Raw genomic sequence first — 12,252 nt, 5'->3', positions numbered from 1 at the left:
CGTCCCCACGTCGCTGACCGGCCCTTTCTTCACACCCCCGTGCCTTGGGATGCCCCCTGCGCATCCCCGGTGCCCGTTCATCCATCCCCCGACAGAGGGATGACCGGGCACCCGGCTCGTGGATGGTTACCTCCGACTCCATCCACGAGACCTGCCCGCCCCGGCGTCATGACGCCATTCGGGCGAACCTTTTACTCGTCGGCCAACGGCTCCGACTGCACCCGCTTGAGCGCCGGGGTCGAGACGGATGCCCCGAGCAACGCCACCCCGATTCCCAGCACCACGGGCGCCAGCAGCCACGGGCTCAGCACGATCCCGTCCTTCTCGACCAGGCTGTAGAGCCCGATGCCGACTCCGACCCCGACCGCACCCGCGCCGATGGTGGCCACCATCGCGGGCAGGGCCGCTTCCATCCGCAGCGCCCTCGCCAGCACCCGGACCGGTGTCCCGGCCGCGATGAGCGCCCCGAAGGTGCGGCGGCGGTCCATCACCGAACCGGCGGTCGCCACGGCGGCGCTGCACCCGGCGAGCACGCCGGCGGCGATCAGGCCGATCACGGTGACCCGGCGCAGGTCGCCGAGTTCCTGCTGCTGGCCGATCAGGTGCAGGCCGCGGCTGCCGACCTCCTGTCCGGGGGCCGCCCCGACCAGCGCGGTTCGCACGACCTCGCCGTTCTGGGGTGTCGTCGGCACGATCACGTCGAACCTTTCCGGCGTGACCCCCGCGGGGACCAGGGCCGGGTCGATGACGATCGTGCCGTAGGTGTCCTCGTCACTGGACGGGAAGAGGTGCACCGGGGCCTTCGCGTCGAGCGGCGTGCCGGCCTTGTCGTAGTCGTTCGTCACGCTGTAGACCGCCGGGTCGAGGCTGGTCCGGCTGTAGATCGCGGGACCGGGCTGGCAGGAGCCGCCGATGTTCACTCGAAGCAGTTTCGTGGCGTCCTCGCAGGTCATCACGAAAGCCCTGCTCAGCGTCTGGTCACGAGTCCCTGGCGCGCCGGTGGACAGGTAGACCTGGCCCACCGGGATGGCCTTTTCGGTGACCCCGTTGCGGGCCAGCGACGCGTTGGTCTGGTCGGCGATCCGCTGGGCCTGGGTCGCGTCGGATTCGGCGTAGAGGACGTTGTCCTTGAAGGTCCGGCCACCGCCGGCCATCGACTCGAACGTCGGCAGCAACGTGAGCGCCATCGAGCCGGTGAACACCGCGAGCACGACACCCGCCGTGGCCCGGTACGCGCTCTTCGGGTCGTCGCGGAGCCTGCGTCCGGCCAGCAGCGACGCCGGTTTGCGCCAGATCCGGACGAACGTGCCGCCCACCGCCGAGGTGACCCACGGCCCGACGATCGCGGCCGACGCGACCAGCAGGAACAGCCCGAGCATCACCATCCCCAGGCTGCCGTTGTCCTGGGTGACCGCGAACAGGAAGAAGGCACCGGCCACGGGGACCGCGAGCAGCCGCCACCAGTGCAGTGGTTTGCGGGCGTGCGCCGAGGCCGCGAACAGCGGCGTCTTCAGGACGCGGCGGATGCCGAGGACACCCGCGAAGACGACCAGCAGCGGGATCACGACGGCGACCGCGACGGTCGAACCGACCGGGAGGCTGAAGTCCGACGCGAGCCAGGTCCCGCCTGCCCACGGAACGAACGTCGAGAGGCCTTGGAGCGCCGGTGCCACCAGGATGCCCAACAGGGCGCCGATCACCGCGGACAACGCCGTCTCGGCGGCGACGATCTTCATCACCTGCCCCGGGGTCGCCCCGGCCAGCCGGAGCGCGGCCATCCGCACCTCACGCCGGGCGGCGGTGAGCCGGGCCGAGGACGCGACGAGCACCAGGCTCGGCACGAGCAGGACGATCACGCCGACCCAGGCGAGCAGTTCGAGCATCGGGTCGGGCTTCGCCTGCTTGTCGGGGAAGCCGTCCGCGGCGAGCGCCGTCTTCGGCATCGTCTCCGGGGTGTGGCCGACCACGGCGACCAGCTGTTCCGGATACATCAGGGAGTCGGGTCCGAGCGCGTCGACGAGTTTGCCGAACCGGTCTCCGAGCTGGGCCTGCGGCGCCGACTGGATCAGTTTCCCGAGTTCGGGCGAAACGATCGCCTCGCCGGGGCCGGGCAGCTTCGGGATGCCCGGCGGCAGGCTGAGGATCGGCGAAGTGCCGGTCTGGGCGATGTCGACGCGGATGATCTCGCGGTCGCCCGAGTAGTCCTTGTTGGCCGCCATCAGCAGCGGCGCCGGACGCTGGCTCTCCCCGGACTGGGAGTAGTAACTGCCGATGTCCTGCCAGATCGCCCGCTGCGAGCGGGCCTGCGTGGCACCCGGGAGGGAGGCCAGCAGGAGCACCAGACTGGTCGCGACGGCGACCCCGACCGCGGTGAGGATGGCCGACGTGCGGGTCCGGCGGTCGACCCGGAGCACCCGCATGGCCAGCTGGAAGCTGTTCATCAGGCAGCCAGCCTCGTCGCGATCAGGCCGTCGCGGATGGAGACCGTGCGCGGCATGGCCTCGGCGAGTTCGCGGTCGTGCGTCACCACGATCACCGCGGCGCCGCTGTCGGCGGCCGCCGCGAGCAGCGCGTCCATGGTGGCGCGGCCGGTGCGGGTGTCGAGCGCGCCGGTCGGCTCGTCGGCGAAGATCACCTTCGGCCGGTGGGTCAGGGCACGGGCGATCGCGACGCGCTGGGCCTCACCGCCGGAAAGCTCACCGGGGCGGCGCTTTTCTTTGCCCGCCAAGCCGAGCTTCGCGAGCCATTCGCGGCCGGCCTCGATGGATTCCTTGCGCCCCTTGCCACCCAGCAGCGACGGCAGCGCGACGTTCTCCTCGGCGCTCAGTTCGGCGACGAGCATCCCGGATTGGAACACGAAACCGAACTCGGTGCGCCGCAGTTCGCTGCGCTTGCGCTCGTTGAGCTGATCGACGCGCTGCCCGGCGAGGAAGATCTGCCCGGAATCGGCGCGGAGGATCCCGGCGAGCACGTGCAGCAGGGAGGTCTTGCCCGAGCCGGAGGGCCCGACGATGGCGACCGCGTCACCCGCCTGGATGTCGATGTCGATCCCGGCCAGCGCGTGCTGTGTGCCGTACCGCTTCACCAGCCCCCGGCCCGAAAGCACCGGCTGCCCTGTCCACTGTGGATCTACCACCGTGATTCTCCCTAGTCAGTCACTTGTGTTCCGCTTCGGGGAAGAGCTTCGCGGTGAACCGCCTGTGTCCACTTCGGGCAGACGGCCAGTGCTGATCACGCCCGCATCGGCCGATCGGCCGAGGCGGCTCGGACCGGTCGGCCAAGGTGCGGACGGTGGCGGATCCTCTACCGTCACGGTGTGACAGCAGGTCCATCCCAGAACAAGCTCTACGCACGGGCGAGCGCGCTCACGCGCCGTATCGGCATGCCCGTGGTCGTCCTGCTGGCCGCGTTCGCGTTCGACCTGGCGTTCATCACCGACGCCGCCTTCGACGACGCCGGCCCCAAGGTCATCGACCTGCTGCTGTTCCCCGGCATCTTCGGGATGGTGTTCTGCGCGCTCTGGGCGCAGAAACGCGCCGCCGTCGCCGCCGTCGCGGCTTCGGTCGTGCTGGTGGCCTACACGCTGGTCGTCCGGTACTTCAACATCCCGACCTACTCCAGCGTGCTCGCGAACCTGTCCATCACCGAGGTGGTGGCCGGGGTCGAGATCCTGTTCTACGCCGCGCGCCGGACGCGGCCGGGTGTCGCGTTCGCCGTGATCTCCGGTCTGGTGCTGGCGACGCTGACGGCGGTGTCCGGCCGGTACATGGACGGAATGTCGGGCGGCACCATGGCGCAGGCGATGCTGTTCGGGGGCATCCTTCTGGGCGGCACGCTGGTCTTCGCGATTCCCGGGCGCGACCGCATGACGAATCCGAGAAGCTACGAGAAGCTGCAGAAGCTCAACAAGCTGGTGCTGGGCCAGTGGCCGCTCATCGGCATGCTGAGCGTCGCGCTGATCCTGGAATTCACCTTCACCTACGCCAGCGGGGCGCACGGTCTGCCCATCCTGGTCTGCTCGATCGTCGCCGCGATCATCGCGATCGCGGCGCCGCGGCGACCGGCCGACGCGATGATCGCGCTCACCGCGGTCATGCTGCTTTCGGCGCTGGTGACCCCGTTCCTCCGGCTCCGCTACGACTACCCGACGCCAGGCGGTGTGCCGGGGACGCAGGTCGTCGCGGGGATGGGCGCGATCGTCACCCTGGTCCGCGCGGTCGGACTGGGCAAGGCCACGTCACGGCTCGCGGCGCTGACCGGGGTGGTGATGGGCGCCTGCGTGCTCAACACGCAGCGGCCGAATCCGCGGCTGATGACCAACCCGGACGACATCGCGGGGTTCGCGATCGCGGGTCTGCTGCTGCTCGGTATCTCGGTGGCGGTCGGCCTGGCGCTGCGTTCGCGGGATTCGGAGCGGACGCAGGTCATCCAGTCGGCGATCAGCGACGCGCAGACGTCGGAACGGATGGCTTTGGCGCGTGAACTGCACGACGTCGTCGCCCACCACGTCACCGGGATCGTGGTGCAGGCGCAGGCGGCGAAGATGATGGGCGAGAAGAACCCGCAGGTCGCGGTCGAGGCGATGGGCCGGATCGAGGACGCCGGGGTGGAGGCGCTCGCGGCGATGCGGCGGCTCGTGCGGAGCATGCGCGGTGACGCGCCCGCCGGGAGCAGCGAGTTCAGCGAGCAGGCCACCACCGATCTCGCCGCCGATCTGCGGTCGCTGATCGAACGGTCGAACCACGGCGTGAAGACGTCGATGAAGCTGGAACTGCCGTCGGACGTGCCGCACGAGGTCGGGCGGTCGGCGTTGCGGCTGGTGCAGGAGTCGCTGACGAACATCGGCAAGCACGCGTCGGGCGCGAAGGAGGCGCTGGTCATCGCCGAGGTGGCCGGGAGCGAACTGCACCTCCAGGTGACCGATGACGGACGCGAGCCGGATCGCCGTCCGGCCGGCGGGTCGGGCGGCTACGGTCTGATCGGCATGCGCGAACGGGTCGCCCTGCTGCACGGCCGGCTTTCCGCCGGGCGGGCGCCGGGCGGCGGATGGCGCGTCGAAGCGTGGCTACCACTTGAAGGAGAAGAGTGATCCGGGTACTGATCGCCGACGACCAGGACATGGTGCGGATCGGCTTCCGGATGATCCTGGACGCGCAGGACGACATCGAGGTGGTCGCCGACGTCCCGGACGGTGTCTCGGCGGTCGCGAAGGCGCGCGAACTGCGGCCGGACGTCTGCCTGTTGGACATCCGCATGCCGGGGATCGACGGGCTCGAGGTCACCAAGCAGCTGGCGGGCCCGGACGTCGCCGATCCGCTGAAGGTGGTGGTGGTCACGACGTTCGACCTGGACGAGTACGTGCACACCGCGCTGCGGAACGGCGCGAGCGGGTTCCTGCTGAAGGACGCGGGCCCGGCTTTGCTGATCGAGGCGGTGCGCGCGGCCGCGCGCGGGGACGCGCTGGTGTCGCCGCAGATCACCGTCCGGCTGCTGAAGCATTTCGACGGCGGCGCGGTGAAACGCGAGGTCGTCCCGCCTTCGGAGCCGCTGACCGCGCGGGAACTGGACGTCGTCAAGGCGGCCGCGAAGGGGCTGACGAACACCGAGATCGGGGCGGAGCTGTTCCTGTCGCTGTCGACGGTGAAGACGCATCTGGCGTCGGTGCAGGGCAAGGTGGGTGCGCGGAACCGGGTGGAGATCGCGGCGTGGGCGTGGCGCAGCGGAGTCGTGGACTGACCGTAAGCTCGGTTCATGCATCGCCGTTTCCACGCTCCTGTCGTTCTCCCCGCCGACCCCGCTTGCTCGTTGCTGCGTGACGCCGTGGTCGACGTGGACGAGGCGGGGCGTGTCACCCATGTCGGTCCCGTGTCCGAGGCTCCCGAAACGTCCGCTCCCGTGACCCGGTTGAGCGGTCTTCTCCTGCCCGGTCTGGTCAACGCGCACGCGCACAGCCCGATGACGCTGTTGCGCGGGATGGGCGGCGACCTGCCGCTGCTGCGGTGGCTGACCGAGATCATCTGGCCCGCCGAAGCGAAGCTGAAGCCCGCCGACATCCGCACCGGCATGGTGCTGGGCTCGGTCGAAATGCTGCGGCACGGTGTCACGACCAGCGCGGAGATGTACTTCGAAGGCGAGCAGCTCGCCGACGCGGTGCTCACCACCGGTGGCCGCGTGATCCTGGGTCCGCCGATCATGGAACTGCCGGGGATGGACTGGCGCGCGATGCTGAAGGGCATCGAACGCTGGATCGACACCGACGGTCTCCGGTTCGGCCCCGGTGAGCGGATCGAGGTCGGCTACGGGCCGCACTCGGCGTACATGCTGAACGAAGAAGCGCTGCGCGCGACCGCGGAATCGGCGGCCGAACGCGGCGCCCTGGTGCAGATCCACGTGGCCGAGGCGGCACTCGAAGACGTCAAGCAGCGCGAAGCGCATGGTTCGGTGCCCGCGCTGCTGGAGAAGGTCGGGATGCTGCGGGGCCGGACGCTGGCCGCGCACGCCATCCACCTGTCCGACGAGGACATCGCGCTGTTCGCGGCGCGCGGGGTCGGGATGGCGCACTGCCCCGGCTCGAACGCGAAGCTCGCTTCGGGCATCGCGCGGGTCACGGAGCTGCGGAAGGCGGGCGTCGCCATCGGGCTCGGCACCGACGGCCCGGCGTCGAACGACGACATCGACCTGTGGGAGGAACTCCAGCTCTCGGCGATGTTCGCGCGGCTCGCGACCGGCGACTCGACCGTGCTGACCGCGGCCGACGCCTTCCTGCTCGGCACCCGCGGCGGCGCCGACGCGCTGGGCCGGACCGACATCGGCGCGCTGGAACCCGGCCGCTGGGCGGACATGGTGCACGTCGACCTCGACGACCCGGCCTTCGCGGCGGGCCTCGACGTCCCGGACGAGCAACTGCTCTCGAACCTGGTGTGGGCCGCCGGCTCGCGCCGGGTGCGCGACGTGTGGGTGGCGGGCGAGCAGGTCGTGGGCGACGGCGAATCCCTGCGGGTGGACCGCGCGAAAGTCCAGGCCGAAGTCGCCGAAACCTCCGCACGCCTACGCTCTTGACTCACCTACCCAGCCCCCCACCCGTCCCAGGGGGCGGCCCCGAGGCCAGTCTATCGGGAGTTGGGGGCGGGACCCGGGGGAAAGTGCTGGTGGGGGCGAGGTTGTCCACAACCGTGCGAGGCTGTGGACAACCTGGCCAGGCAGGTGCCAGTGTCCCCAATGTGGCATTGGGGACGTTGAGTGTCCCCAATGCCACATTGGGGGCACTGCTGATCAAGACAGCGTGGGTTAGACCAGGCCGCGAGGGCGCAGGGTCACTTCGGTCGGGTGCGCGTCACCGGTCGCGCTGACGGCGGAGAGCACGGCGGCCGCGACGGAGTCGGGGCGCAGGAATCGTTCCGGCTCGTAGGCGCGGCCCTCGTCGGCGATGATCGCCTGCTGCATTTCGGTGTCCGTGCGGCCGGGGTAGATCGACGTCACCCGCAGCGTGGACTCCTCCTCTCGCAGCGCGTCGGCGAAGGCGCGGACGGCGAACTTGCTCGCCGCGTACGGTCCCCAGCCCGGTCGCGCGTTCTGCCCGGCGCCCGAGTTGATCACCACGACGTGCCCCTTCGCGGCACGAAGCGCGGGCAGCAGCTGCCTGGTCAGCGTGACGACGGCGAGCACGTTGACCTCGAAGTTCGCCCGCCAGTCGGCGTCGGTCGTGGCTTCGACAGTGCCGAGTCGCGCGACACCCGCCGAGTGCACCAGGACGTCCAGTTCGCCGAACTCGGCTGTCGCCGCTTCCAGTGCCTCGGCATCGGTCAGGTCGACCGGCCACGCCCGGGCGCCGGGCAGCGTGCCCGCCAGTTCGCCGAGCGCGTCGGCGTCGCGGCCGCCGAGCAGCAGCCGGTGCGTGGGGGCGAGCGCGTGGGCGACCGCGGCACCGATACCGCGGGTGGCGCCGGTGACGAGAGCGAGGGGAAGATCAGCCATGGCCGCCACGCTAGTACGGCGGTCTCGCGTGCTCGAAAGCGTATCTCGCGTGATCAGAGACGGAACTCGCGTGATTGAAGAGCGATCTCGCGTGATTGGAAGGCGATCTCGTGTGATTGGGCGGACGACACATCGCGGGGCGGTCAGGGGGCGCAGGTGACCGGTGGCGTCGCCACCCGCGAGAACCGCACGGAACCGCGCGTGAACGACCCGATGAGGTTGTCCGCGAACCGTCCGGCCGTCAGCGGATCCCGCACGGACGCGTCGATCGCCGCGATCTCCGGGCAGCTGAGCGCCACCCGCGCGGCCGCGACGTCGACGGCGCGGGCCGGGCCGCCTTCGGCGATCGGGAGCCGCGCCGAATTCGCCAGCTCCCACACCGGAGGCAGCCACTTCTGGTGGCCGGGACGGCCGTTGGGGAGCGGCGTCGAATGCGCGGCGAACGGATTGGCGAGGCCGTAGCCGTCGCGCAGCCGCATGTCGAGCGGGATCAGCAGGCCGAGCGCGCCCATGCTGTCCGCGGCGACGGTCACGTACGGCCGGTCCGTCGGGTACGCGTACCAGCGCCTGGTCGCGTAGTCCTGGACCAGCACCGCCGGGCCGTCCACACCGTGGACGGCGTCCAGCGCCGGCGGCATCAGCGGGTGGTCGGCGTAGTCCTCGGCCAGGATCGGGTACTCGTGCCCCGTCGCGCGCGACCAGTACGACCGTTCGTCGGTGATGCCGACGGCACGCGGCTCGGCGGAGTACGGCGGGCGGAGCGACCCGACGGCCACGAACGCCCAGATCCCGGCACCCACCAGGAACACCGTGGTCAGCCTCGTCACCGGCAGGGCCAGCACCGGAAGCAGCAGGCAGAACAGCGCCGGCAGCAGCATGCGCCCGTGCATGAAGTCCCCACCGACCCTGATCACGTACAGCGAGAGCAGCACCGCGCCGACGACCGGGACCGCGGTGAGCACCGCGAAGGTTTTGTCCACAGTGGACGATACGGTGACGACGGCGGCCGCGAGCAACAGGAGCGGCAGCCAGAGCCAGTACGGCTGGACGAGGTCGACGAAGTACGCCCATCCACGAGCCCAGTTCGCCTCCGAAGCCTCCTTGACCAGGGCGGTGTTCGGCGTCAGCAGACCGTAGTAGCCCATCCGGAACACCTGATACGCCAACGGGAGCGCGGCCGCCACGGCCAGCAAGCCCACCACGCGACGACGTCCCGGCCACGCAAGCACGAGCAGCGCCACCAGAGCGACGGCGCTGAAGAGCGCGAGATCCGGCCGCACCAACGGTCCCAGCCCGGCGACCAGGGCGACCGGCCAGGTGCGCAGATCGTCCATTGTGGACATACGGCGCACGAGCAGCCACCAGGTGCCGCCCAGCCACAACGTGATCAGACCGGTCTCCAGCCCGGACGTCGCGAAGTCGCGGAACGGCGGCAGCGCGCAGACCACCAGCGCCCCGGCGGGCGCGAGCCCGTGGAACGCCAGCGGCTGATAGAGCCGCCGGGCGCCGTCCAAGCCGAAGAACAGTCCGGCGACCGAGAAGACCAACCCGGTGACCACGGAGATCCACTCCAGCGGCACCCCCGGGATCAGCCCGAGGACACTCAGCACCGCCGTCCACAAAGGACTGGTGTTGGTCTCGACCCGCTCACCGATGTTGAACACCGGCCCGTTGCCCGCGATGATCTGCCGGACCGTCCGCAGCACGATCAGCCCGTCGTCGCTCATCCAGCGGCGACGCCAGGCGAGGTCGGCGTAAACCATCAGCACCAGGCCGAACCCGAACCACGTCCAAGTCGACGGACGCCGGAACCAAGCGCGCGAAGGCCAGTCAGGCGCGTTTTCGCCCGTGGTCGTGTTCGTCTGCGTCATGACTCCGCCCGGCTCGGTTGCGTGCGCAGGAGATCAGGCGCGCGGCCCGCGAGTCAAACCGCGCGGGCGGACAGGCAGGACTGGGGCCGCTTCCTCCCTTCCATGGTCAGCCGGGCGGTGACCTCGAACCCGGCCTTCTCCATCAGCTCGGCGACCTTGCCGGGTTCCAGCAGGTACGCGTCATAGGTGACCGGGTGGCCGTACGCCGTCTCCGGGCTCAGACGTTCTTCGCCGACGTGGAATCCGACCAGCAGACGACCACCGTGCGCGAGCGTGCGGCGGAACTCCGCGAACACCGCCGGGAGCTCCTCGGGTGGGAGATGGAAGATCGACCACCAGGCGACCAGCCCGCCCAGCTCGCCGTCCGGGAGGTCGAGGGCGGTCATCGAGCCGACAGAGAACCGCAGGTCAGGGTACTGACGGCGGGCGACCTCGATCATTTTCGGCGACAAGTCGACACCGGCGACGTCGAGACCGAGCGACGCCAGGTGAGCGGTGACATGACCCGGCCCGCAGCCGACGTCGACGACCGGGCCGCGCACCTGCTCGGCGAACGCGGCCAGCATCGCGCGGCCGATCGGCTCCTGGTCGAAGAGCGATCTGACCCTTACCGCGTAGTCCTCGGCGACGGTGTCGTAGGACTCGCGGGTGGCATCGAGATGTGAGGTGGTCACGGTGGGCGACGCTAGCGCCACCCACCGACAATTCTCACGGCTCGATCAGCCCGGCGTCCCTGGTCAGGTCCTCCGGCACCGCCGGCTCGGCCAGCGGCGTGCACCCGGTCGCGGGATCCGCCGCCGAGTCGGTGCCGTCGAACTTCGCGACGCCGGACTTGGTCAGCTGCCGGGAACCGACGTCGAAACACACCTGGTACGAGCCCGGAAGCAGGCTTCCGAACGAGTACCGCCCGTCCGGCCCGGTCACGGTCGAACCGATCTCCTTCGCGGAAGCGTCCTTCAGTGTCACCTTCACGTCCTGGACGCCGAGCTCGTCGCGGCCTTGCAGGCCGTCCTTGTCCTTGTCCAGCCAGACGAAGTCGCCCAGTTTGCTCGTCGGCGCGTTGAGGCCGGCGGCGAGCGTCAGGTCCGTTCGCTTGCGAGGGCCGACCGTGGTGGTCGCCGTGCAGCCTGTCGCCGGATCGGCATCGGAGTCCTTCGCGTCGTCACCCGCGTCCTTGGCCGTGTACGTATACGGAAGCGCGCCGATGTCGAAACAGACCTGGTAGATGCCGTCCTTCAGCTTGGTGAAGCGGTACTTGCCGTCGGCGTCCGTGGTGAGCGTGCCGAGCGCCGTGCCCGACGCGTCCTTCAACGTCACCTTCACGCCCGGGACACCCGGCTCCGCGGAGTCCTGCAGCCCGTTGCGGTCGAGGTCGTTCCAGACGAATTCCCCGATCTCGTCGATCGCGGGCGGCGGGGTGACCTTGATCGTGGTGGTGGAGGTCTTCTTCGGCAGCTTGCCGCTGGAGACGATCACGGTGCTGACGTGGCCGTTGTCGGCTTCGGTGACGTTCTTGTGGTCGCAGGTGACGGTCGCGGACTTGCCGGCGTCGAGCGCCGCGATCGGTGTGGGCTGGACGTCGCAGTACGGGTCGTCGACCTTGATCGCGGTCAGCGTCGTGGTGCCGTCGTTGGTCACCGTGAAGCGGTAGTTCGCGGTGGTGCCCGCCTCGAGGGTGGCCGTGGCGCCCCAGGCACCGCTCGCTGGATCCCGCACCTCGGCCTTCACCGAAAACGAGTCGATCCGCAGGTGGACGCAGTCCCACATGACCCAGTTGTGGTCGGTGGCGGCGAAGAACTTCACCGAGTTCGCCGACGCCGGGGCGATCGACGGCTCGAAGTCCTGCCGGGCCAGCTTGCCGTCGGTCTCGACGGCGTGCGCGACCTTGAGCTTGTTCTCCAGGACGACCTTGTCCGACGCGTTGTAGAACCGCAGTCCCGTCTCTCCGACGGCGTCCGCGCGCCGGAGGTTGACGTCGTTCGTGCCTGTCCAGTCGGTCAGCGTGTAGACGGCGCCGGGCACGAACTTCATCGCCGCGTAGGCGGTGCTGACCATCTTGTCCGGCGTCGAGATCAGGGCGTACTTCCCGCCGTCCTGCTGATAGCCGCCCGCCGTCGACAGCCGGGGGTGCTTACTCTTCGGCGTGCCGGCGGGCACCGGGGCGGCCGGGTTGAACTTGTACCCGGTGGGCGGGCTGCCCTGCTCCACGCTCGGGTTCGGCGCGGCCCCGCCGGTGCAGCCCGACGGGATGTCCACGGCCTGCGCGTGCGCGGGAAAAGCGCCCCCGGCCAGCAGGAGCGTTCCGGCCGTCATCAACACCAGTGCCCTTTTCACAGGGCTGAAGCTAGTTATCCGGCCCCGGTTCCGTAATCGCTGAACCGTGTCGACGAGCGCCCCGATCAGGCAG

General features: G+C 70.1%; 9 protein-coding genes. 3 read left to right on the top strand and 6 right to left on the bottom strand.

Annotated features, from left to right (window positions below; genetic code table 11):
- Positions 1-191: 191 nt before the first annotated feature.
- Entirely contained in the window at positions 192-2,441 is a 2,250-nt protein-coding gene (locus ACFWMR_RS29995) for an FtsX-like permease family protein (RefSeq protein ID WP_378380802.1), read from the bottom strand.
- On the bottom strand, positions 2,441-3,136 hold the full coding sequence (locus tag ACFWMR_RS29990; protein ID WP_016338261.1) for an ABC transporter ATP-binding protein: 696 nt from the start codon (positions 3,134-3,136) through the stop codon (positions 2,441-2,443). Before ACFWMR_RS29990 ends, ACFWMR_RS29995 begins: the two co-directional genes overlap by 1 nt.
- A 180-nt stretch (positions 3,137-3,316) precedes the next feature.
- Between ACFWMR_RS29990 and ACFWMR_RS29985 the strand changes: the two genes are divergently transcribed.
- From ACFWMR_RS29985 to ACFWMR_RS29975, 3 genes are read left to right on the top strand one after another with little or no spacing between them, the layout of a single operon-like run.
- Entirely contained in the window at positions 3,317-5,089 is a 1,773-nt protein-coding gene (locus ACFWMR_RS29985; RefSeq protein ID WP_093934983.1) for a sensor histidine kinase, read from the top strand.
- Positions 5,086-5,736: a response regulator gene (locus tag ACFWMR_RS29980; protein WP_093934982.1), complete on the top strand. Its 651-nt coding sequence runs from the start codon at positions 5,086-5,088 to the stop codon at positions 5,734-5,736. The genes ACFWMR_RS29985 and ACFWMR_RS29980 overlap by 4 nt, the downstream gene beginning before the upstream one ends.
- A gap of 15 nt (positions 5,737-5,751) precedes the next feature.
- Positions 5,752-7,059: an amidohydrolase family protein gene (locus ACFWMR_RS29975; RefSeq protein WP_378380801.1), complete on the top strand. Its 1,308-nt coding sequence runs from the start codon at positions 5,752-5,754 to the stop codon at positions 7,057-7,059.
- 228 nt (positions 7,060-7,287) lie between these two features.
- On the opposite strand, the gene ACFWMR_RS29970 is transcribed toward ACFWMR_RS29975, so the two are convergent.
- The 4 genes from ACFWMR_RS29970 to ACFWMR_RS29955 all read right to left on the bottom strand — a co-directional run bounded on the left by ACFWMR_RS29970 (position 7,288) and on the right by ACFWMR_RS29955 (position 12,179).
- Positions 7,288-7,974: an SDR family oxidoreductase gene (locus ACFWMR_RS29970; protein ID WP_378380800.1), complete on the bottom strand. Its 687-nt coding sequence runs from the start codon at positions 7,972-7,974 to the stop codon at positions 7,288-7,290.
- 143 nt (positions 7,975-8,117) lie between these two features.
- On the bottom strand, positions 8,118-9,845 hold the full coding sequence (locus ACFWMR_RS29965) for a hypothetical protein (RefSeq protein ID WP_378380799.1): 1,728 nt from the start codon (positions 9,843-9,845) through the stop codon (positions 8,118-8,120).
- A 53-nt stretch (positions 9,846-9,898) separates the two neighbouring features.
- Complete coding sequence (locus tag ACFWMR_RS29960; RefSeq protein WP_378380798.1) at positions 9,899-10,519, bottom strand: class I SAM-dependent methyltransferase; 621 nt, start codon at positions 10,517-10,519, stop codon at positions 9,899-9,901.
- A gap of 34 nt (positions 10,520-10,553) precedes the next feature.
- Entirely contained in the window at positions 10,554-12,179 is a 1,626-nt protein-coding gene (locus tag ACFWMR_RS29955) for a DUF7850 domain-containing protein (protein WP_449224339.1), read from the bottom strand.
- Between the last annotated feature and the right edge of the window lie 73 nt (positions 12,180-12,252).

The organism is Amycolatopsis thailandensis (genome assembly GCF_042723255.1).
In the GTDB taxonomy this organism is placed as follows: domain Bacteria; phylum Actinomycetota; class Actinomycetes; order Mycobacteriales; family Pseudonocardiaceae; genus Amycolatopsis; species Amycolatopsis thailandensis.
This window is presented reverse-complemented; position numbering and strand designations above follow the sequence as displayed.